The 18,673-nt window shown below is 70.1% G+C and carries 22 protein-coding genes; 7 read left to right on the forward strand and 15 right to left on the reverse strand.

Annotation, left to right across the window (positions count from 1 at the left end; all coding sequences use genetic code 11):
- Positions 1-404: 404 nt before the first annotated feature.
- Positions 405-968: a dihydrofolate reductase family protein gene (locus FHU36_RS10110; RefSeq protein WP_185083466.1), complete on the reverse strand. Its 564-nt coding sequence runs from the start codon at positions 966-968 to the stop codon at positions 405-407.
- A 287-nt stretch (positions 969-1,255) separates the two neighbouring features.
- Positions 1,256-1,708, reverse strand: coding sequence for a mycothiol transferase (locus tag FHU36_RS10115; protein WP_185083467.1), 453 nt, complete (start codon positions 1,706-1,708; stop codon positions 1,256-1,258).
- A gap of 235 nt (positions 1,709-1,943) precedes the next feature.
- On the opposite strand from FHU36_RS10115, the gene FHU36_RS10120 reads away from it, so the two are divergent.
- Positions 1,944-2,648: a ubiquinone/menaquinone biosynthesis methyltransferase gene (locus FHU36_RS10120; protein WP_185083468.1), complete on the forward strand. Its 705-nt coding sequence runs from the start codon at positions 1,944-1,946 to the stop codon at positions 2,646-2,648.
- A 109-nt stretch (positions 2,649-2,757) separates the two neighbouring features.
- Here the strand turns inward: FHU36_RS10120 and FHU36_RS10125 are convergent, their stop codons facing one another.
- Both FHU36_RS10125 and FHU36_RS46290 read right to left on the reverse strand, forming a co-directional pair.
- A complete protein-coding gene (locus tag FHU36_RS10125) occupies positions 2,758-3,441 on the reverse strand; it encodes a response regulator transcription factor (protein WP_312891520.1) in 684 nt (227 codons plus the stop codon).
- On the reverse strand, positions 3,438-4,487 hold the full coding sequence (locus tag FHU36_RS46290; protein WP_185083469.1) for a sensor histidine kinase: 1,050 nt from the start codon (positions 4,485-4,487) through the stop codon (positions 3,438-3,440). The genes FHU36_RS10125 and FHU36_RS46290 overlap by 4 nt, the downstream gene beginning before the upstream one ends.
- An 87-nt stretch (positions 4,488-4,574) precedes the next feature.
- Between FHU36_RS46290 and FHU36_RS10135 the strand changes: the two genes are divergently transcribed.
- Complete coding sequence (locus FHU36_RS10135; RefSeq protein ID WP_221495824.1) at positions 4,575-5,180, forward strand: hypothetical protein; 606 nt, start codon at positions 4,575-4,577, stop codon at positions 5,178-5,180.
- A gap of 244 nt (positions 5,181-5,424) precedes the next feature.
- Here FHU36_RS10135 and FHU36_RS10140 read toward each other — a convergent pair whose 3' ends face one another.
- Positions 5,425-5,787, reverse strand: a complete 363-nt coding sequence (locus FHU36_RS10140; RefSeq protein ID WP_185083470.1) for a hypothetical protein — start codon at positions 5,785-5,787, stop codon at positions 5,425-5,427.
- A gap of 145 nt (positions 5,788-5,932) precedes the next feature.
- Here FHU36_RS10140 and FHU36_RS10145 point away from each other — a divergent pair, with 145 nt between their 5' ends.
- Positions 5,933-6,103: a hypothetical protein gene (locus FHU36_RS10145; protein ID WP_185083471.1), complete on the forward strand. Its 171-nt coding sequence runs from the start codon at positions 5,933-5,935 to the stop codon at positions 6,101-6,103.
- A gap of 162 nt (positions 6,104-6,265) precedes the next feature.
- Here the strand turns inward: FHU36_RS10145 and FHU36_RS10150 are convergent, their stop codons facing one another.
- Together FHU36_RS10150 and FHU36_RS10155 are read right to left on the reverse strand one after the other, a co-directional pair.
- Positions 6,266-7,027, reverse strand: coding sequence for an alpha/beta fold hydrolase (locus tag FHU36_RS10150; RefSeq protein WP_185083472.1), 762 nt, complete (start codon positions 7,025-7,027; stop codon positions 6,266-6,268).
- Complete coding sequence (locus FHU36_RS10155) at positions 7,021-7,608, reverse strand: TetR/AcrR family transcriptional regulator (protein ID WP_185083473.1); 588 nt, start codon at positions 7,606-7,608, stop codon at positions 7,021-7,023. The genes FHU36_RS10150 and FHU36_RS10155 overlap by 7 nt, the downstream gene beginning before the upstream one ends.
- A gap of 136 nt (positions 7,609-7,744) precedes the next feature.
- Between FHU36_RS10155 and FHU36_RS10160 the strand changes: the two genes are divergently transcribed.
- The gene (locus tag FHU36_RS10160) at positions 7,745-8,353 is read left to right on the forward strand and encodes a hypothetical protein (protein WP_185083474.1); all 609 of its coding nucleotides are present in this window, start codon (positions 7,745-7,747) and stop codon (positions 8,351-8,353) included.
- Between the two features lie 5 nt (positions 8,354-8,358).
- Here FHU36_RS10160 and FHU36_RS10165 read toward each other — a convergent pair whose 3' ends face one another.
- From FHU36_RS10165 to FHU36_RS10185, 5 genes are read right to left on the reverse strand one after another with little or no spacing between them, the layout of a single operon-like run.
- Complete coding sequence (locus tag FHU36_RS10165) at positions 8,359-9,858, reverse strand: acyl-CoA synthetase (RefSeq protein WP_185083475.1); 1,500 nt, start codon at positions 9,856-9,858, stop codon at positions 8,359-8,361.
- A 12-nt stretch (positions 9,859-9,870) separates the two neighbouring features.
- The gene (locus FHU36_RS10170) at positions 9,871-11,211 is read right to left on the reverse strand and encodes an MFS transporter (RefSeq protein WP_185083476.1); all 1,341 of its coding nucleotides are present in this window, start codon (positions 11,209-11,211) and stop codon (positions 9,871-9,873) included.
- 49 nt (positions 11,212-11,260) lie between these two features.
- Positions 11,261-11,719: a MaoC family dehydratase gene (locus FHU36_RS10175; RefSeq protein WP_185083477.1), complete on the reverse strand. Its 459-nt coding sequence runs from the start codon at positions 11,717-11,719 to the stop codon at positions 11,261-11,263.
- The gene (locus tag FHU36_RS10180; RefSeq protein WP_185083478.1) at positions 11,716-12,600 is read right to left on the reverse strand and encodes an amidohydrolase family protein; all 885 of its coding nucleotides are present in this window, start codon (positions 12,598-12,600) and stop codon (positions 11,716-11,718) included. The genes FHU36_RS10175 and FHU36_RS10180 overlap by 4 nt, the downstream gene beginning before the upstream one ends.
- Positions 12,597-13,508 carry an SDR family oxidoreductase gene (locus FHU36_RS10185; RefSeq protein WP_185083479.1) on the reverse strand — a complete coding sequence of 304 codons (912 nt, stop codon included), beginning with the start codon at positions 13,506-13,508 and terminating at the stop codon, positions 12,597-12,599. Before FHU36_RS10185 ends, FHU36_RS10180 begins: the two co-directional genes overlap by 4 nt.
- A gap of 90 nt (positions 13,509-13,598) precedes the next feature.
- Between FHU36_RS10185 and FHU36_RS10190 the strand changes: the two genes are divergently transcribed.
- Positions 13,599-14,441 (forward strand): PaaX family transcriptional regulator, encoded by an 843-nt coding sequence (locus FHU36_RS10190; protein ID WP_312891521.1) that lies wholly within the window; start codon positions 13,599-13,601, stop codon positions 14,439-14,441.
- 51 nt (positions 14,442-14,492) lie between these two features.
- On the opposite strand, the gene FHU36_RS10195 is transcribed toward FHU36_RS10190, so the two are convergent.
- The gene (locus tag FHU36_RS10195) at positions 14,493-15,203 is read right to left on the reverse strand and encodes a class I SAM-dependent methyltransferase (RefSeq protein WP_185083480.1); all 711 of its coding nucleotides are present in this window, start codon (positions 15,201-15,203) and stop codon (positions 14,493-14,495) included.
- A 275-nt stretch (positions 15,204-15,478) separates the two neighbouring features.
- Positions 15,479-15,658, reverse strand: a complete 180-nt coding sequence (locus FHU36_RS10200) for a hypothetical protein (RefSeq protein WP_185083481.1) — start codon at positions 15,656-15,658, stop codon at positions 15,479-15,481.
- 130 nt (positions 15,659-15,788) lie between these two features.
- Between FHU36_RS10200 and FHU36_RS10205 the strand changes: the two genes are divergently transcribed.
- Positions 15,789-16,718: an MBL fold metallo-hydrolase gene (locus tag FHU36_RS10205; RefSeq protein WP_185083482.1), complete on the forward strand. Its 930-nt coding sequence runs from the start codon at positions 15,789-15,791 to the stop codon at positions 16,716-16,718.
- Between the two features lie 111 nt (positions 16,719-16,829).
- On the opposite strand, the gene FHU36_RS10210 is transcribed toward FHU36_RS10205, so the two are convergent.
- Entirely contained in the window at positions 16,830-17,786 is a 957-nt protein-coding gene (locus tag FHU36_RS10210; RefSeq protein WP_185083483.1) for an NAD(P)/FAD-dependent oxidoreductase, read from the reverse strand.
- A 111-nt stretch (positions 17,787-17,897) separates the two neighbouring features.
- Here FHU36_RS10210 and FHU36_RS10215 point away from each other — a divergent pair, with 111 nt between their 5' ends.
- The gene (locus tag FHU36_RS10215; protein WP_312891522.1) at positions 17,898-18,623 is read left to right on the forward strand and encodes a helix-turn-helix transcriptional regulator; all 726 of its coding nucleotides are present in this window, start codon (positions 17,898-17,900) and stop codon (positions 18,621-18,623) included.
- The last annotated feature ends 50 nt before the right edge of the window (positions 18,624-18,673 follow it).

The raw sequence follows: 18,673 nt of genomic DNA on the forward strand, positions 1-18,673 counted from the left end.
CTCCGCCCGCCGTCCGGGCGTGCGGCCTGGGGGCCGGTCCCGGACAGCGGCGGGACACCGGGCCGGGCGCCGCGTGCCAGCCCCGCCATACCAATCGAACGCCCCGACCGGGGTTGCCGCGCCGCCGCACGGATGAAGCCCTACGATCGCCACTGCATGGCTGGACGCCGTACGTGCTTGGGGGCCGATCGACGATCCAGGGTTCGTTCCTCACCCTGGCTCACCTGAAACGTGGGCAATGCCCCGTGGAGTGGGCTTTGAGGTTGAGTCTCGGTGTCTACTTGTCGCTGTCGATCGTGGCGATGCCGCCGGTGTCGCTGGTTGGTTTGAGTTGGGTCGTGGACTCTTCGGACAGGTAGCGGTGCTCGCGTGACTGCCGCTCGTTGTGCATGTCGGCCGCTGGGTCAGCGGTGTCGCCGGTACTGCAGATATACGATCCCGTTGCTGGAGGCGGTGCTGGAGATCAGGTCGAGCTGGTGGGACTTGGGGACGCCGTCGAACAGCCGGGTGCCCTCGCCTGCAACGTAGGGGAACATGCTGAGCTGGAGCTCGTCGATCAGGTCGAGCCGCATGAGCGACCGCCAGAGGCTGACGCCGCCCCAGACTACGATGTGGCCGTCGCCGCCCAGCCTGAGCTTGTCGATCTCGTCTGTCGTGTCACCAGCGGCGATAGTGGTGTTGGCCCAGTCGGCCGTCTTCAGGGTCCGGGAGAAGACGACCTTGCGCCCGGCGTTCAGGATGTCGGCGAACGGGTGGTCGGTGGACGTTGTCATGGCCCCGGCGATGCTCTCGTAGGCGGTGCGGCCCATGAGGTGCGCATACGCGCTCTGGAGAAAGTCGAGGTGCGCCGGGTCGTCGGGCTCACGGTTTTCGGGCAGGTCGAAGCAGAACTTCCAATACTCGGTGCCTTCGTCGGCGAGAAGGCCGTCGAGGGAGTAGTTGAACACCGTCGCTATCAGCTTCCGCATGATCAGAACTCCGTGGTCTCAGGTCGTCTGGGGACCGTGCTTGCTGGGGGAACGTGCGTGTCCCGGGCCGCAGCGCTCGCGTGGCCGCCGCGTCTGTGGCCTGTCGCTAATGCTGTAGACGACGCTGCCGCCCGAAAGTCATCGGTGCCCGGTCTCCTGGGCGGTTGCGCGCTCAGGTACCGGGGTGTCTACCAGCGCCGCCGGGTGGAAGAGCTGCATTCCAAGATCCGGAGTCTGCGCGGAACGGCCAGTCTCGGGGAGGATGCGACAGCACCCGAAGCGCCAGGTCAGCGCGCCGCGAAGGACAGAAAACTCCTGATCCGTAGGTTCCGGGATCGAGCCCCGGGTGCCCTACCACTCCCCACCCCATCTGAACTGCGATTTCTCAAAACCTTGGCCCTCTTCTGAGAGGCGAAACGGCCGAGTTCATGCTCGTCACATGCTCTTCGGCACATCGACGGCGGGGCGGAACGCGCGCCGTCCTGCCCCATGAGATCGAGATCCGCCGCGGCGCCGTCGGAGTCCTCGTCGGGGTGCTGGGGAGAGGAGAAGCGGGCAGGCACGTCGTACCCCGCCATCACCCGCCGGAACCGGCGGCGATCCACGTCGGCCAGGTGACGGATCAGACCGAGCAGCGAGAGCGTGGCGGGCTCCACCGACAGCCGGGCCAGCCCGCCCTCCAGGCCCGCGCACTTCAACCCCAGCGTCGCACGGTGCGAGCCGAGAACGTTGAGGAGCATGCACCGCTCGTCGCCGGTGGCGGGATGGCTGAGGCGACGCTCATGTTCGCCCGCGAAGGACTCGGCTCTTCTGCTACGACCAGAGTCGATCAAGATCTGGGTTCGCGCACCACGCGGGGAGCGGCAGCTGCCCGCTTGGTGCCTGATTCCACCTGGCTAGAGATCCCCCTGACGGGGGAAGAACGCCGGTGGCGCCTCCGACACAATGGCAGTTCGACTGAGGAGCCACGTACAGATGCCAGCACAGGGAACGCCTTCGTCCAAGGGCCAGGAGATCCAGCGGACATTCGACAGGATCACTGACTACTACGATCTGATGAATCGCCTCATGACCCTGGGACGGCATTCCGCCTGGTGTCGTGAGGTCGCGGCGGGCGCGAAAGTCCCGCCGGGTGGGAGCATGCTCGACATCGCCACCGGAACCGGCGTCATCGCTCTTGCCGCACTCGAGAGATATCCGAACTCGGCCGTCCACGCCGTCGATTTCTCGGAGCGGATGCTGGCGGCGGCGGCCGGCAAGCCGGGGGCCTCCGCCATCACGTGGCAGCAGGCGGACGCCAATGACCTGCCTTTCGGCGACGCTTCCTTCGACGCGGTCACGCACGGCTATCTCCTGCGGAACGTGGAGAATGTCGAGCGCGTGCTCGAAGAGCAGTACCGCGTGCTCAAACCCGGAGGCCGGGTCGTCATTCTGGAGACGTGCCCGCCGCGAGGGCCGCTCCGCTACCCGGTGGAGCTGGGGGTGCGGATCGTGATTCCCCTTCTCGGCCAGGTGGTCGCACGCGATCGGCAGTCGTATGCGTATCTGCAGGAATCGACGCTCGGCTTCATGACTCCGCAGGAGGTCTCCGCGATCCTCCGCCGGGTCGGCTTCAGCTCCATATCGTGGAAGAAGAGGTTCTTCGGCACCCACATGATCATCTCGGCCGGAAAGCGGTAAGCCCTTCGCGCGCCCGGCAGAACGGGAGCGATGCTGAAAAGCTGTGGATCAGCGGGAGAGGGTAGTAAGCGCCACGAGTGCCCCGCGGGAACGCGAGGGACTCGCAGGATCATTCTCGACGCCGGCGGCTGTTCGTGGGCTCTTCAACGCCGGTGCCGGCAAGGCCGAGCTCGTAGGCGAGGACGGCAGCCTGGGTGCGGTCGCGAGCGCCGAGCTTGTCCAGGAGATTGCCGACGTGCGTCTTGACCGTCTCCCTGGTGACGTACAGCGCCGAGGCGATCTCCGCGTTGTTCTGCCCGAGTGCGATGTGCCGCAGGACGTCCAGCTCGCGCGGGGTCAGCTCGACCGGCACGCGCTGCCGGGCGGTGCCGACATGCGGCGAGGCGATGCGGCGCAGCGCGTCGGGGAAGAGCACCGCGTCGCGCCCGTGCACCAGCCGGACGGCCTCCACCAGATCGCCGGCGGGCGAGCGTTTGAGCACGTAGCCGGCGGCGCCTGCGCGCAGGGCACCCCAGACGAGCTGGTCGCTCTCGAACGTGGTGACCATGATGACGCGCGTCTTCGGGGAGCGGCGGGCGAGCTCCCGGGTCGCGGCCAGACCGTCCATGCCGGGCATGCGGATGTCCATCAGCACGACGTCCGCGCCGGTGCCGGCTTCGACCGCCGCACGGCCGTCGGCGGCCTCGGCGATCACCTCGATGTCGTCGTGGAGGGAGAGCATGGTCGCCCAACCCGAGCGGATCAGCTTCTCGTCGTCGGCCAGGACGACCCGGATCACAGCGGTCCGGATCACAGCGGCAGGTTCGCCCGGACGCGCCACGTTCCGCCCACCTCCTCCCAGGTGCACGTCCCGCCTGCGAGCCGGGCCCGCATGCGCATGCCGGTCAGGCCGCGCCCCGGCTCCCCGGGCCCGCCCAGGGTTGCGTTGTTCATGGTCAGGGTCAGATCGGCGCCGACGGCGACGCCGAGCGTGACCGGGCCGTGCCCGTGGCGCAGGGCGTTGGTGAGCGCCTCCCTGGCGATCGCGAAGGCGGCCCGCGACGTTGCGGGCGGGACCTTGCCGAGGTGGTCGACACTGACCCGGACGTCGAGACCGCGGGTGAGCGTGCCGAGCGCCTCCAGGGTGGGCGTCTCTCCCGCCGCGCCGTCGTCGAGCACGCTGAGCAGCACGTCGAGCTCCTGCTGAGCGTCGCGAGCGGTGGTCGTCAGGTGCCCGAGCGACTGCGCGGCGAGCGCGGGGGCGGCGCGCTGCAGCGCCGCCTCGGCCGCCATGGCCTGCACCAGGACGACGCTGAGGGCGTGGCCGACGGAGTCGTGCAGTTCCAGGGCGAGTGACTGGCGGCGGCCGAGCTCGTCGATCAGGCGGGACGGCTCGGAGCGCAGCAGCCGGCGTGCGACCCAGCGTTGGCCGAAGCCGGTGGCGACCATCGCGGCCAGCACGACGGCGGCGAGCAGCAGCACCTCGGCCACCTCGCCGGGCGCCGCGCGCCATGCCCGCGGGAGCAGCCCGGGAGACAGCGCCAGCACGGCCGCGCTGAGCGTCGCGCCGACGTACAAGTGCAGGCTGGTCAGGGCCACCAGGTAGAGACGGTCGCCCCGCTCGGGCACCTCGACGTCGAGCAGGTCCGACAGCGCGGTCACCTCCAGGCGCCGCATCAGCGGCATCATCGCGAGCAGCACCGAGGCGGGCAGGCACGCCGCCCACAGCACCAGCAGGCGTCCCGGCGTCAGCTCCGCCAGGATCAGCAAGCCGAGCCCCGCAGCGACCGGAGCCAGCAGCGCGGCGCCCAGTAGCTGGTAGACCCCGGCCCGCAGGGCATGGGCGAGATGGCGCTTCACGAGGCCCGACGTTAGCCGACGTCTCGAGGGGTGCACTCCCCCGCCGGGGGGAGGTGGCACGGCCCGGTCGTTCCTAGCGTGATCGTCATGACGAGAACCGATCACCCACGCGGCGCTGCGCCCTCGCTTCCCGTGATCGCTGGAACAGCAGGGTCGCCGGTGACCAGCGGGCGGCTGCGTACAGTGTGGAGAGCCGCCCACGCCCCGGTGGCCGGGGTTCCCCGCTGGGCACGGCTTGCCGCGTACACCGTGCCGTTCACCGTGCTGCCATCCAGCCTCTGGCGGCTGCCTGCCGTGTTCGATGAAGGGATCGGGCTGGGCGAGCGGGCGTACATCGTCTTCCTGTCGATCCTGTCGGAGCTGGTGGCGTTCACCGCCGTCGGGTTGGTCGCCGCGTGGGGAGAGCGGTTCCCTCGCTGGATCCCTGGGCTGCGTGGTCGCAGAGTACCGACGCCGGCCGCCGTCATTCCCGCGACACTCGGCGCCGTGATCTTGACGGTCCTGTGGACCGCCGCCTTCGTGACCGAGTTCGCCGGAGTCACCCTCCGCGGCGAGCCGACTCCCGCGGACTTCCCCACCCAAGCAGGCGGCTGGGAGGCCGCGATCTTCTACATCTGCTACCTTCCGCTCCTGCTGTGGGGACCCCTGCTCGCCGCCGTCACCTACGCCTACCACCGGCGCCGGACCCAGTGAGCCCCCGTCGGCGCACCACCGTGCCCCCCAAACCCTGGCGCATCACGTGAACACATCCGTTTGCGTTCACTGAACGAGGTGGGGAGAGGTGCGTGGGGATACTCGTTCGTTCGTCCGCCAGGCGACCGCCAAGCCGAGATCGACGCCGTACCCCTGCCGCTGACGCCCTCGGCTCGTGAAGATCCGGAACATACGAGGAACAATCTCGGCCTGTCATGCCCGGCAATACGTGAAGCCTCGACTTCTAAAGCGTGTCCTCCTCGTCAGCGGGCGGAAGCAGGCCGCATGCATGCTCGATGTCTCCGCTTGCGATCATGTCTCGGATGGCCGCGATCATCGACGCGAAGCCGGGCTCGCGGATGATGACGAGGTCCGTCCAGTAGAAGTATCGGCCGTTGAGGGATTCGCCTGTCTCCTGCCAGCGATCCATGATCCCACTGACAACGTCAAGTGTCATGAAGGTCGCGTACCGACGGGTACCATCCGCCAGTGTGATGGTCGCGTCGGCCTGATCAGCCGTCTCGGGGGCGTACCCCTCCCATGCGGGGATCATCATCTTGAAGTCCTGGTCGCTGACGCGATAGAAAGGCCCGTCAATCTCGATCATGCAGCCCACTCTGCCAGGACCGCCGCGGGCTGCGACAACCCTCAAGTCGCCCCGTGATCGCTGAAGTCAGCGAGCCTCCACGGGTTGCAGGGCAATACGAGGCCGGTCAAACCGTTCGGGGTGGACCGCCCACACACTCGATGGAGTGCATTTCGTCGATGCGCTCGGGCCCCTGCGTTCTGGTGATGAGTTGGTCGATCGGCTGGCCTTCACGATGCACGAGGCGACTCTCGGGGAGCTCGTGAAAGGTCTCACGTCACTCGGTGGGCCGGCCCTCGAGGACCTCGGCCTGTATCGCGGCGGCCGTCGGCGTTGACGCCGGTGGCCACGGGCATGTGGACGTTGGTGATCCGCCCGAGCAGATACGAGGTGGCGATCACGCTGATCCGCGTCTGCTCGGCCCGGCGGCGCCGCCGATCAGCGCGCCGTCGACCAGCGCGGCAGTCGGACCGGCCGGCTTGCGAGTGGTCGGCGTTGATCAGGCTTCTGTCAGGAAGGCCAGTGCGTCGGCGGCGAAGCGCTTGTCGGTGAATGTGCCGCTGTGGCTGCGGCCCGGGTAGACGACGAGTTGGGCGCCGGGGATGCCGTCGACTGTCTGCCGAGCCAGTTCCAGGGGGTAGACGAGGTCCTTGTCGCCCTGGATCAGCAGCGTCGCCGCCCCGATGTCGGGCAGCCGGCCGCGCAGGTCGAAGCCGTCCTCGGCGTTGAGCACGATGACGGCGTCGGTGTGGTCCTTCTGGCCGGTGTCCGACAGCCACAGTAGGACTTTGAGCAGTTTCTGCCCTGTCTTCGATTCGGTGACGATCTCAGCCAGCGCGGGGCTCGGCCGCCTGCCCTGACGTGCGCGGTCGATGTAGGCGCGTTGGGCTCGCCTGCCGACGGGGCCGAGAGTGCACGCCGTGCCCGAAAGGACCAGGCGGCCGACCAGATCGGGATGGTCGGCGGCGAGCTGGAGGGCGATGGAGCCGCCGGTGGAGATGGCCAGGATGTTCACCGGGCCTTCGAAGGTGGTCCTGATCGCTTGAGCGTAGACGGCGGCGAGGTCGGTCATCGTCGTGGCCGGGGGCAGCCCGGGTGGCCGGTTGACGACGTAGACGGTGAAGTTCGTGGTGAACGGCCGGATCATCCGCATCGTGGACCAGCGCGCCAGGCCGGTGGGGTTGGCCGCTTGTGGAGTGAAGAGCAGGACGACCAAGGGCGGTCCTTCGCCGGCTGACAGGTAGGGCAGCCCGTTCAGCATGAGGTGATCCCGTCTGTGACCGCGTCGATCAGGCGGTCCATCACGGCAGGGTAGAGTTCGGCGCCCAGGTGGTCGGCGTGCAGCGGGGTCAGCAGGACCGCGCGCAGCACGCCGAGCAGGACCTCGGGGTCGCCTTCCACGCGGGTGTCGAGGAACGTGAGCAGGTCGGCCATCGGGCCGCCCTGTGCGGCGGCCATACGCTCGGGGGTGAGCTTGGCTGCGACCGCTGCCATCTCCTGGGGATGGGACATCAGCCGCCGGTAGAGCAGGTTGGTGTCGAGTTCGGCGATCGTGGCGCGCAGGAAGCGCCGCAGCGCGTCGCGGGTGTCGGTGCCGAGATTGAGGCCTTCGTCGATCACCCGCCGCCGCACCTGCTCGCTCTGCCGCAGCATCGCCTCGAAGTACAGGTCTTCCTTCGAGGCGAAGAAGGCGTAGAGCGAGCTCTTGGCGATGCCCGCAGGAGCCGTCAGCTCCTCCAGGGACGTCTTGCGCAGCCCTTGGGTGGAGAAGAGGAGGGTGGCGGCGTTGAGCAACTGCTCGGTGATCCGCGACCGCTCTTCATCGGAGAACGCCGGCGGCATATTGTCTCCATATGAACGGATTGTTTTTTCGTTCACAGAGCATACGGTCGGCAGGTCGGTCGACGCAAAACACTCACCACGGCGTGGCGGTGCGGATCGCGTGGTGCCACCGGCTCGAAGCTTGGGGTGCTTGTCCTTGAAGTCGCCGTTCTTCTTGGTCAGGGCCAGGACCTCGGGACTCGGCGACTTCGGTTGGGTGGGGGATCCCCAGCTCGTCGACGCGCTCCCGCCGGGCTTCACATGGAACGACGATCATCAGGTGTGTGTCGACGAGGCCGAACGCGAAGGTGATCGCGAGCGCGAGACGCGGGCGATGGCCGAGTACGGCACCGCCCTGCTCCAGGACGGGCGCTTTGCCGAAGCCGCAGAAGTGTTGCAGGCAGCCGTGGCCCGTGGCGCCCGGCCGCACGTCGAACTGGCGCTCGCCCTGACCGCCTGCGGGACGGTGCCGCCGCGGTTCGGCGGCGCGGACGTGGGCGAGCTGAAGGAACGCGCCCCATCGCTCGTCGGGGGCGCCGCAGACCCGCACACCGAGGGGTGCCTCTGGATGGCGACGGGCAACTTGCTGAGGGTCGCCGGGGACCAGGACGCGATCCCCACGCTGGAGAAGACCCTGGCGATCTTCCGCGCGCGCTCGGCTCCGCGGCTGCACGGCCGAGTCCAGGGCTTGACGGACTCGGTGCCGGTTGTCGGAGGCCGCTCACCGCTGGACGACTCGTCCAGCACAATTCCACCAGCGACATGATCAGCTCACGGCCGGGCCCGGGTGCGCAGGTCCCACTTGCGGACCTTGCCGGAACCGGTGCGCGGGAGGTCGTCGACGAGGTCGACGTAGCGGGGGATCTTGTACTTGGCCAGCCGGTCGAGAAGGAAGTCGCGCAGTTCGCCCCCGGTGACGTGCGTGTCAGGGCGGGGGACGACGAAGGCATGGCCGACCTCGCCCCACCTCTCGTCCGGCACGCCGACGACGGCGGCCTCGGCCACGGCCGGGTGCTCGGCGAGCGCGCCTTCCACCTCGGCCGGGTAGACGTTCTCGCCGCCGGAGATGTACATGTCCTTCGCCCTGTCCACGATGTAGAGGTAGCCGTCCTCGTCGCGGGTGGCGATGTCGCCGGAGCGGAACCAGCCGTCCTCGTGGATGGCGGCCCGGGTGGCCTGCGGGTTGTTCCAGTATCCGGGGGTGACGTTCGGGCCCTGGATCAGCACCTCGCCCGGCTCGCCCGGAGCGGTGTCGGTGAGGTCGGGGCGGACGACGCGGACGTCGGCGAAGAAGACGGGAACGCCGGCCGAGCCGGCCTTGCGGGTGCTCTGGGCTGGTTCGAGGAAGGTGGCGCCCGGCGCGGTCTCGGTGAGCCCGTAACCCTGGCAGAACACCAGGCCACGGTCCTGGTACGTGCGGATGAGCGAGGGCGGGACTGGCGCGCCTCCAGCCATCAGGCTCCGCAGTGACGACAGGTCGGCGCTCTGCCAGCGGGGCGAGCCGGCGAAGGCGGCGAACATCGTGGTGACGCCGAACATCCACGTGACCCTGTGCTTCTCGATCAGGTCGTAGCAGCGCTCGACGTCCCAGGAAGGCATGACGACCGAGCAGCCACCCTTCAGGAACGTCGGCAACAGCGTCTGGTTGAGCGCGGCGACGTGGAAGAGCGGGGCGCTGACCAGCGTCACCTCGTCGCTGCGCAGATCCACGCCGACGAGCAGGTTGTAGCAGTTCCAGACCAGGTTGCCGTGGGTGAGCATGGCGCCCTTGGGGCGTCCGGTGGTGCCGGAGGTGTAGAGGATCAGCGCCACGTCGTCGAGGGTCACCGGCACGTCGATCGGGGTGTCCGGACCCCGGGCGAGCCACTCGTCGTACAGGTCGTGGGACACGACGGCGGTCAGCGACGGGATGTCCGTTAGCGCGCGGACCGATTCGGCGCACTCCGGTGCGTGGATCAGCACGCTCGCGCCGGAGTCGGCGAGCATGTAGGCGATCTCGGGGGCGGCCAGCCGGGAGTTGAGCGGGACGAAGACGGCGCCGAGCTTGTGGGTGGCGAACATGGTCTCGGCGAAGGCCACGTGGTTGGGGCCGAGGTAGGCGACCCGGTCGCCGGCCGTCACTCCGGCCCGCCGCAGCCGGCCGGCGAGTCTGGTCGTGCGCTCGTGGATCTCGGCGTAGCTGAGGGTCCGGTCGCGGAAGACGAACGCCGGGCGGCTCGGGGTCATCTGGGCACGGCGGGCGGGCCAGCCGCCCAGTCCAGCGTTGCGCATGACGATCTCCTGTCAGGCTCTCGGTGTACGGCCGGCGGCGCTCGGGACCGCCCCGGATCCCAGGTCGGCGCGACTGGTTTCGCCCAGCGCCAGCGTGCACAGCACGGTCAGCAGGCAGCAAGCGGCGATGGTCGCGGAGATGGCGCCGGTGCCGCCGCCCCCGCTCGCGGCCTGGATCTGGGCGAACAGCAGCGGGCCGAGACCGGCGCCGAGACCGGCGATCTGATAGCCGAGGGAGGCGCCGGTGTAGCGGCTGCGGGTGGAGAACAGCTCGGCGTACAGGGCGGCCAGCGGGCCGTACATCATCGGGTGGATGATCGACTGGCCGAGGACGAGGGCGAGGGTGAGCAGGCCCACGCTGCCGCTGTCGGTGAGCGGGAAGATGGAGAAGGCGTACACGGCGGCGGCCAGCGCGCCCGCCAGCACGATCGGCCGGCGGCCCACCCGGTCCGACAGGGCCGACCAGCCCAGGATGCCGGCGACCGCGATCCCGGAGGAGAGCGTCAGGCCGTTGAGCACCTGCTGCCGGGCGAAGCCGGCCTGCACGCCGTACGAGATGAGGAAGGTCGTGAGCGTGCCCTGCAGGACGAACGGCGACAGGCCCACGCCGATGCCCAGCAGGAGCGTCTTGGGGTGATGGCGCAGCACGTCCATCAGCGGCGCGGAACGGGGCACGGGGGATCGGGTGGCGGTGGCGAAGACGGGGGTCTCCTCGACCCGCGCGCGGACGAACAGGCCGATCGCCAGCAGGACCAGGCTGATCAGGAACGGGACACGCCAGCCCCAGCTCAGGAACGCCTGCTCCGTCATGAGGGCGGCGCTGCCGTTGAGCGCCGCCGTCGACAGCAGCATGCCGAACGGGGCCCCGGCGTTGGTGAAGCTGGCCCACAGGCCGCGCCGTCCTGTGGCGTGTTCGGCGGACATGAGGACGGCGCCGCCCCACTCGCCGCCGACCGCGATGCCCTGGACGACGCGGAGGACGACGAGCGCGATGGGGGCGAGGCTGCCGACCTGCTCGTAGGTCGGCAGCAGGCCGATGAGAAAGCTGGCCGCCCCCATCAGGACCATGGTCAGCACCAGCATGCGCTTACGGCCGAGCCGGTCGCCGAAGTGGCCGAAGATGATGCCACCGAGCGGTCTGGCGAGGTAGCCGGTGGCGAAGGTGCCGAGGCTGGCCACGGTCGCGGCGAGCGGGCTGAGGTCGGTGAAGAAGATCTTGCCGAACACCAGGGCCGAGGCCGTGGCGTAGAGCAGGAAGTCGTAGTACTCGATGACGCTGCCGAGGAAGCTGGAGGTGACGGCGCGGCGAAGCTGGACGGAGGTGGCCGAGGCGGGAGCCGACGAGGTGAACATGGGCGGTTCCGATCGTGGCGGTGGGGGGTCTCCGGCGTGCTGACGGGGGTCAGGCGTAGTGGCGGTAGAGGGCGCGGGCGACGCAGGCGGGCTTGGCCGAGCCGTCGATCTCGACGGTGAAGTCCATGGCCATCTGGACCCCGTTCCCCGGCACGTCGTCGACCGAGACGACCCTGGCGGCCAGGCGGATCTTGCCGCCGACCTTGACGGGGCCGGGGAAGCGGACCTTGTCGAGGCCGTAGTTGACGCTCATCGTGACGCCGCGGACATCGAGCAGCTCGGTGAACAGCGGGATGAGCAGCGACAGGGTGAGGTAGCCGTGGGCGATGGTGCCGCCGAACGGGCCGTCCGCGGCCTTCTCGGCGTCGGTGTGGATCCACTGGTGGTCGTCGGTGGCGTCGGCGAACGTGTTCACCCGGTGCTGGGTGATCTCCAGCCAGCCGCTGTGGCCGAGGTCGCGGCCCGCCAGCCCCTTCAGCTCGGCCAGGCCGTTCGCGATGGTCGTCATCGATCAGTCTCCTTGGGGGTGAGGCCGAGCAGGCGGGCGGCGTTGTCTTTGAGGATCTTCGGACGGACCTCCGGCTTGATGTCGAGCCGGTCGAAGTCCGCCAGCCAGCGGTCCGGAGTGATCACCGGGTAGTCGGAGCCGAACAGGACCTTCTCCTTGAGCAGGGTGTTGGAGTAGCGCACCAGCGACGGCGGAAAGTACTTCGGCGACCAGCCGGACAGGTCGATGTGCACGGTCGGCTTGTGGGTGGCGACGGCCAGGGCCTCGTCCTGCCAGGGGAACGACGGGTGCGCCAGGATGATCTTCAGGTGGGGGAAGTCCACGGCCACGTCGTCGACCAGCATCGGGTTGGAGTGCTTGAGCCTGATCCCGCCGCCGCCTGGCACCCCGGCGCCGATGCCGGTCTGGCCGGTGTGGAAGAGCGCGACCGCGCCGAGCTCCTCGATCACCTCGTAGAGCGGGTAGGCCATGCGGTCGTTGGGCGCGCAGTCCTGGATGCTGGGGTGGAACTTGAAACCGCGCACGCCGTACTCCTCGACCAGGCGGCGGGCCTCGCGCACGCCCGCGCGGCCCTTCCACGGGTCCACGCTGGAGAAGGGGATGAGCACGTCGGGGTGCTCGGCGCAGCCGGCGGCGACCTCCTCGTTGGCGATGCGCCGGTGGCCGGTGGCGTGCTCGGCGTCGACCGTGAAGACCACCGCGGCCATCTTCCGCTCGCGGTAGTAGGCGGCCATCTCGTCGATCGTCGGCTGCCCGTGGGCCTGGCTCTTGAAGTACGCCTCGGAGGCGCCGAGCAGCTCGGGGCTGAGCGAACCGTGGCCGTCCCTGGCGATCTCCACGTGAGCGTGGACGTCGATCGCGACCAGATCATCGACGTTCACGGCACCGGCGCCTTCGGCGCGGGGATGCCGTAGGTCTCCGGCTCGGCGCCCACGCTCGCGTGCCACGCCTCCGCGATGGCGTCGGCGCTCCAGCCGCCCTCGGCGTAGGCGACGGCCCTCTCGGCGGGGTGCGACCAGAGCGCGAGCTTGTCCCCGCCGATGCCGATGGCCTGCCCGGTGACCTTGACGGAGGCGTCGGAAACCAGGTAGACGATCAGGCCGGCGACGTCCTCGACCGTGCCCAGGCCCTCGTCCCTGCGCAGCCAGCCCGGCAGCGGGGCGCCGGTGCGCTCGGCCTCTTCGAGGACGGGCGCGAAGGCGGGGATGGTCCTGGTCATCTCGGTGGCGGCCACCGGCACGACGGCGTTGACCGTGATGCCGGCGCGGGCCAGCTCCATCGCCCAGGTGCGGGTCATCGCCACGATGCCCGCCTTGGCCGCGGCGTAGTTGGTCTGGCCGAAGTTGCCGCGCTGTCCGGCGGGAGAGGAGACGAGGATCAGCCGCCCGCCGGTCGCCTGCTCGCGCATGCGCACCACCGCAGCCCTGGCGCAGGTGAACGTGCCGCGTAGGTGCACCCCGACCACGGTGTCGAAGTCCTCGTCGGACATCTTCCACAGCACCCGGTCGCGCAGCACCCCCGCGTTGGTGATCATCACATCCAGCCGTCCGAAGCGCGTCACCGCCGTGTCGACCAGATGCTCGGCGACCTCGGCGCCACCCACCGCCCCGGCCGCCGCGACGGCCCGGCCGCCGCGGGCGCTGATCGCGTCGGCCACCCGCGCCGCCGTCGCGGCGTCCACGTCGTTGACGACGACGGCGGCGCCCGCCGCGGCCAGCGCCTCGGCATACGCGCGGCCCAGGCCACGGCCCGCGCCTGTCACCACGGCCACTTTTGCCGAGAGATCCATCTCCATCACCCCATCGAGGAAGAAGTTGGGCAATATTGCGACTCTCGTCGTAGTTTTGCCCAACAAGCGGGATCCGTCTACCCTTCGTTCGTGACTTTCGGCGAAGGTGAAGGCGAAGGAGATGACGCGCTGACCTATCCCGCCACGCGTCCCCAGTCGTTGATGTTCAGCTTCCTCGGCATCTACGTGCTGGAGCGTGACGTCGCCGTCTACTCCGGCAGCGTCATCGACGTCTTCGCCCGCCTGGGCGTGACCGAGGAGGCGGTGCGCTCGACGCTCACCCGCATGACCAAGCGGGGCCTGCTGACCCGGCACCGCCAGGGCCGCAAGACCTACTTCGGGCTGACTCCGCACGCCGCCGACGTCCTGGAGGACGGCAGGCAGCGTGTCTGGGAGACCGGCGCCGTCAACCGCGACTGGGACGGCACCTGGACCCTGGTGGCCTTCTCCATGCCCGACAGCCGCCGAAGCACCCGCCACGACCTGCGGTCCCAGCTCATCTGGGCCGGCTTCGGACTCCTGCAGAACGGGCTGTGGATCGCCCCCGGCGTCAAGGACGTGACCGCCATCGTCACGGAGTTGGGCCTGGACGACCACGTCACCGTGCTGGCCGCCCGCGCGCTCAAGCCGACCGAATCAGCCGACCTCGTCCACGCCGCCTTCGACACTCAGCAGATCGCCGCGCGCTATCACGCCTTCCTCGACCGCTGGGACACCGCCGGCCCGCAGGCGGCGCTGTCCGACGACCTGGCCCGCCAACTGCTGCTCCACACCGACTGGCTCCACCTCGTGCGACAGGACCCGCACCTGCCCGCCGAGCACCTGCCGGAGGACTGGCCGGCCATCAGGGCCGAGCACGTCTTCCATACCCTGGCCCACGCCTACGAGGGGCCGGCCCGCGACCTGGCGGCCAGGATCCTGGACCTTTCCTGACCTTCTGCCCAACGTGATGGCGTCGCGGTTGCCGGCGACCGCCGCGCCGGCTCAACCTCGGGCGAGCCGCCAGGAGAGGAACCCCTCGGGGGCGTCAGCAAGGACGAAACCCGCCCCGACCAGCTCCTCTTCGATCGTCTCCCGCACCGGACGGTAGGCGTGGCCGACGAACTCCTCCTCGCTGATCACCTTGTCGCCCTCGCTGATCCGGTAGAGGTAGCGGGCCTTGCAGACCTCCCCGCTCGACTCGACGATCTCCGACAGGGCCGTGTACGTGTGACGGCCCACCTGACGCGAGCCGTCCTCCTGGAGAGGACGCGGCGCGGGGGCACCACCATCGCGCCAGGTGAAGACCAGGAGGCCGCCAGGTTCCAGCTGACCTGCCAGCACCGGCCAGAGCCGCTTGCGATAGTCAGGCTCCAGGGCGTACATCACGTTGATCATCACCATGGCCTCGACCGGCTCGTCCAGATCAACGCTCAGCGCGTCACAGGGAAGCACGGTGACGCGCTTCAGCAGCTCCGCGCGCTCGCTCAGCCGGGACAACAACACCCCGCGCATACCGGTCGAGGGCTCCAGCGCGAAGATCTCGGCCGGTGTCCACTGGGCCAGCGACGTGGTGATCAGACCGGTTCCGGCACCGATCTCCAGGATGCTCCGCCGCACTCCGGCGACGAGCGGGGGCAGCTTCTCACGGACCCTCGGTACATGCCCGTCTTGCTGGAGCAGGTCGTAGAAGGGGAGAGAGATGAAGTCGGTCACGCCGGGCGACACTATCCCAGGGGCAGGAACCACCTCAGGACATCTTCGACATCTGACGGGCGGCGGCCGGGTGGCCTGGCTGATGTCCGCGACGCGCAGGCACCGATCTCCGGGCGGGGTGAGACCTTGCGCGCGAGGTTCGCGCCGTTCCCGGCGAGACGGAGGCGCGGACGGTGACCGCCGACGGCTCGACGGATGGGCCACGCGGGCCGGGATCCCGGGACAGGCACGACCTTCTCCGAGGTCGTGCCTGTCTCCGGGCGTAGGGACGTCGCTCAGACGTCCTGACACCACATCCAGCCGTGGTCCGAGACCCAGCAGCGGTACCAGCCGTCGTTCGGCATCGCCTGGGCGGCGGTGCCGATGAGGGACAGGGAAACTGCGGCGAGCACCGTGACCGCGGCGACGCGGCGGCCGGCACGCGCGAAGGCGCCGATCTTCTTCTCGTTCGTCATGGGAAGGATTCCATCGTGCCCCGCTTGGGATCCCCTTGGAACTGACTGGGGATGTCCGTACGCGGCCGCGTCGGCGTGCCGTCGCAGGCTGGTCGGCGTGCCGTCGCAGGCTGTACGAGAAGGAGGGCTCATGGATCTGCCGTCAGACGCCGCGGGGCTGCACGAGGTCGTCGCGGGGGTGTACGCCTGGATACAGCCGGACGGCACCTGGTGGGTGAACAACGCGGGGGCCGTCACGGGCCGGGACGGGACGGTGATCGTCGATACCTGCGCGACCGAGCGGCGTACGCGCCGGTTCCTGGGGGCGGTGGCGGCGGCGACCGGCGGCGCGCCGGTGCGGATGGCGGTCAACACCCACCAGCACGGGGACCACGCGTACGGCAACAGCCTGCTGCCCGAGGAGACGGTGATCTTCGGGCACATCGCGATGCGCGAGGCGCTCCTGGCCGATCCCATCATCGACGGCTGCCCGCCGATGTGGGCGCCGGTGCCCGACTGGGGGAAGGTGTCGCGGCGTCCTCCGTCGGTGGTGTTCGAGACCGAGCTGACCGTGTTCGCCGGGGAGCGTCGCGTCGAGCTCCGGCATCCCGGTCATACCGCGCACACCCCCGGAGACGTGGTGGTGTGGCTGCCGGAGGAGCGGGTGCTGTTCGCCGGTGACCTGGTGTTCAACGGGCTCACGCCCCTGGTGCTGATGGGGTCGCTGGAGGGGGCGTTGCGGTCGCTGGACTGGGTGGCGGGCTTCGAGCCGGAGCACGTCGTACCGGGACACGGGCCGCGCGCGGACGCGGGCGACCTGCCGGGGGTGCTGGCCGCTCACGAGCGTTACTACCGGTTCGTGCTCGACGTCGCCCGCCAGGGGCTGGCCAACGGTCTGCCGCCGCTGGCGGCCGCGCAGGAGGCGGACCTGGGCGAGTTCGCCGCGTGGGCGGACGCCGAACGCCTGGTGCTCAACCTGCACCGGGCCTACGCGGACGCCGCGGGCGCCGAGGTGGACCTCGTCACCGCCCTCGTGGACGCCATGACCTGGAACGGCGGGCCGCTGCCGACCTCCGTCTGACCCGATCCGGCGTTCTCGCCGCGACCGTGGGCGCGGCGCCGCGCGTCCCGCCGGGGAACGGGCACGCGCGGGGTTCGCCTTCCACTCCCGACGCTTCGCGGGTCCCGCTGATCAGCCGCGGCGGGCGGCGACCGCGCGGCGGACGTCCTCGGTGATCAGGTCGGCGTTGATCGCCGCTCCGGCCTTCACGCCCGCCGCGGCCGACCCGATGACCTGCTCCAGCGGGTTGGCCACGTTCCCGGCCACCCACACCCCGGGTACGGAGGTCGCCCCGGTGGGGTCGGCCGGGACGTAGTCGCCGATGACATGGCCGTCCCGCTCCAGCTCGGCCACCTCCAGCTCCAGCCCGGCCGGTATCCCGGCACGCGCGGTCAACCGCCCGGTGACCGCGACCGCCCGGCAGTCCGCCACCCGGCCGTCGGCCAGTTCCAGCCCGGTGAGCCGGTCATCGCTCACCCGGACGCCCGTCACCCGCCCCTCGACCACGGTGACGTCACGGGCGGCGAGCTGCTCGTGCTCGTCGTCGGTGAACTTCGGCGCGGTGTGCGCGAAGAGCGTCACGTCGTCGCTCCACTGCCGCCACATCAGCGCCTGGTGGACCCCCAGCGGCCCGGTGGCGAGGACGCCGATCGCCTGGTCGCGCACCTCCCAGCCGTGGCAGTACGGGCAGTGCAGCACGTCGCGTCCCCACCGCTCGGCCAGGCCGGGCACGTCGGGCAGCTCGTCCACCAGGCCGGTCGTGACCAGCAGCCGGTCGGCGCGCACCGCGGAACCGTCGCCGAGGACGACGCGGAAGTCACCGCCGGCGGCCAGGCGCTCGGCGCTCACCACCTCGCCGGTCACGATCTCACCGCCGTACCCGGCGACCTCGGCCCGGCCGGTGGCCAGCAGCCTGGCGGGCGGGGTGCCCTCGTGGCCGAGGTAGACGTGGACGCCGTCCGCGGGAGCGTTGCGCGGGCTGCCCGCGTCGATCACCAGCACCGAGCGGCGCGCCCGGCTCAGCGTCAGCGCCCCGCTCAGGCCGGCGGCCCCGCCTCCGACGACCACGACCTCGTACTTCTCGTTCATCACGCCCTCCTTCACCTGTGGGATGCTCACTATCGGCCGCGTGCCGACGTACTGACAAATCTGTTTGCCGGAACGGCAAAGCGAGCTGCCGCCTTCGGGCGGAGGAGGCGTGTGGACGAGAGCGTGTCGCTGGGCCGGCTCGCCCGGCGGCTGGAGGAGGTCGTCGGCGAGCTGCGCGGGATCCCCGTCGAGGTGGAGCGGCTGGAGGACAACGAGCTCGTCCGGCAGCAGATCGCACAGGTTTCCCGCACCGCCGCCGAGTTGCGCGCCATGCACCCGGTGGGCACTCCGGAGCGGGGCCGTCAGGAACAGCAGAGCAGGCGGGCCGTGCTCGACGCCCTGCGGCGCGGCATGACGATGCGGACGATCATCCACGCGAGCGTGCTGGACGAGCCGCGCTACGCGGCCCGGATCAGGGAGCTGCACGCCTCCGGCGACCTGCACCGGGTCATCGACGAGCCGATCCAGCAGATTCTCGTCTTCGACCGTACGGTGGCGTTCGTCCGGATCACCCCGGTCCCCTACGCACCGGGGGCCCTGGTGATCAGGCAGCAGAGCCTGATCACCGCCCTCATCGATCTGTTCGAGCAGACCTGGGCCCGGGCCAGGGAGATCACCGAGCCGACGCACCGGCTGAGCCCCCGCGAGCGCGAGGTGCTCGCGCTGATCGCCGAAGGGCGCTCCAACAGCGCCATCGCCCGCGCTCTGTCGATCACCGAGGCGGCCGTCGGCAAGCACGTGGCCAACGTGTTCGCCAAGCTGGAGCTGCCCGCGACGCAGGACGACAACCGGCGGGTGCTGGCGGTGCTCGCCTACCTGCGCGGCGCGGCACGGTAGGGCCAGACCCACCTCGTCCTCGCCCCAGCACCCATGCGGGCGAAACCCGG

It is taken from the genome of Nonomuraea muscovyensis (assembly GCF_014207745.1).
Lineage (GTDB): Bacteria > Actinomycetota > Actinomycetes > Streptosporangiales > Streptosporangiaceae > Nonomuraea > Nonomuraea muscovyensis.

Coding starts and splice junctions, on each gene's coding strand:
- FHU36_RS10110 (WP_185083466.1), bottom strand. CDS start 968: ATGCGGAAGCTGATAGCGACGGTGTTCAACTACTCCCTCGACGGCCTT.
- FHU36_RS10115 (WP_185083467.1), bottom strand. CDS start 1,708: ATGCTCCTCAACGTTCTCGGCTCGCACCGTGCGACGCTGGGGTTGAAG.
- FHU36_RS10120 (WP_185083468.1), top strand. CDS start 1,944: ATGCCAGCACAGGGAACGCCTTCGTCCAAGGGCCAGGAGATCCAGCGG.
- FHU36_RS10135 (WP_221495824.1), top strand. CDS start 4,575: ATGACGAGAACCGATCACCCACGCGGCGCTGCGCCCTCGCTTCCCGTG.
- FHU36_RS10140 (WP_185083470.1), bottom strand. CDS start 5,787: ATGATCGAGATTGACGGGCCTTTCTATCGCGTCAGCGACCAGGACTTC.
- FHU36_RS10150 (WP_185083472.1), bottom strand. CDS start 7,027: ATGCTGAACGGGCTGCCCTACCTGTCAGCCGGCGAAGGACCGCCCTTG.
- FHU36_RS10155 (WP_185083473.1), bottom strand. CDS start 7,608: ATGCCGCCGGCGTTCTCCGATGAAGAGCGGTCGCGGATCACCGAGCAG.
- FHU36_RS10165 (WP_185083475.1), bottom strand. CDS start 9,858: ATGCGCAACGCTGGACTGGGCGGCTGGCCCGCCCGCCGTGCCCAGATG.
- FHU36_RS10170 (WP_185083476.1), bottom strand. CDS start 11,211: ATGTTCACCTCGTCGGCTCCCGCCTCGGCCACCTCCGTCCAGCTTCGC.
- FHU36_RS10175 (WP_185083477.1), bottom strand. CDS start 11,719: ATGACGACCATCGCGAACGGCCTGGCCGAGCTGAAGGGGCTGGCGGGC.
- FHU36_RS10185 (WP_185083479.1), bottom strand. CDS start 13,508: ATGGATCTCTCGGCAAAAGTGGCCGTGGTGACAGGCGCGGGCCGTGGC.
- FHU36_RS10200 (WP_185083481.1), bottom strand. CDS start 15,658: ATGACGAACGAGAAGAAGATCGGCGCCTTCGCGCGTGCCGGCCGCCGC.
- FHU36_RS10205 (WP_185083482.1), top strand. CDS start 15,789: ATGGATCTGCCGTCAGACGCCGCGGGGCTGCACGAGGTCGTCGCGGGG.
- FHU36_RS10210 (WP_185083483.1), bottom strand. CDS start 17,786: ATGAACGAGAAGTACGAGGTCGTGGTCGTCGGAGGCGGGGCCGCCGGC.